Annotated in this window: 1 pseudogene; it reads left to right on the forward strand. The window is 64.9% G+C overall.

The annotated features are described in order from the left end of the window. Positions 1 to 1,067: pseudogene (gene exaA / locus ACQKPZ_RS28215) on the forward strand (quinoprotein ethanol dehydrogenase); the annotation flags it as partial.

Raw genomic sequence — 1,067 nt, forward strand, 5'->3', positions numbered from 1 at the left:
GCTTGACCACGGCTTTGCCGGCGGCTTCATCCACAGCCCCTGGCGCAGCAGCGGTGGTGCTGGCGGCAGCAGGTGCTTGGGCTTGCGGCGCGGCGATCTACGGCGACAAGATCTACTTCGGTACCCTCGACGCGCGGCTCATTGCCCTGGACAAGCACACCGGCAAGGTGGTGTGGAACAAGAAGTTCGGTGACCACAGCGCCGGCTACACCATGACCGGCGCCCCGGTGCTGGTCAAGGACAAGACCAGCGGCAAGGTGCTGCTCATTCATGGCAGTTCCGGCGATGAGTTCGGCGTGGTCGGCCAGCTGTTCGCCCGCGACCCGGACACCGGCGAAGAGGTGTGGATGCGGCCCTTCGTCGAGGGCCACATGGGCCGCCTGAACGGCAAGGACAGCACCCCGACCGGTGATGTGAAAGCGCCGTCGTGGCCCGACGATCCCACCACCGAAACCGGCAAGGTCGAAGCCTGGAGCCACGGTGGTGGCGCCCCTTGGCAGAGCGCCAGCTTCGACGCCGAGACCAACACCATCATCGTCGGCGCCGGCAACCCCGGCCCCTGGAACACCTGGGCGCGCACCTCCAAAGATGGCAACCCCCACGACTACGACAGCCTCTACACCTCGGGCCAGGTCGGTGTCGACCCCAGCACCGGCGAGGTCAAGTGGTTCTACCAGCACACGCCAAACGACGCCTGGGACTTCTCTGGCAACAACGAGCTGGTACTGTTCGACTACAAAGACAAAGACGGCAAGGTGGTCAAGGCCACCGGGCACGCCGACCGCAACGGCTTCTTCTACGTAGTCGACCGCAACAACGGCAAGCTGCAGAACGCCTTCCCGTTCGTGGACAACATCACCTGGGCCAGCCATATCGACCTGAAGACCGGCCGCCCGGTCGAAAACCCCGGCCAACGCCCGGCCAAGCCGCTGCCGGGTGAGACCAAGGGCAAACCGGTTGAAGTCTCGCCACCGTTCCTCGGCGGCAAGAACTGGAACCCCATGGCCTACAGCCAGGACACCGGCCTGTTCTACATCCCCGGCAACCAGTGGAAAGAGGAATACTGG

Source organism: Pseudomonas sp. NPDC089547, from assembly GCF_050280665.1.
Classification (GTDB): Bacteria; Pseudomonadota; Gammaproteobacteria; order Pseudomonadales; family Pseudomonadaceae; genus Aquipseudomonas.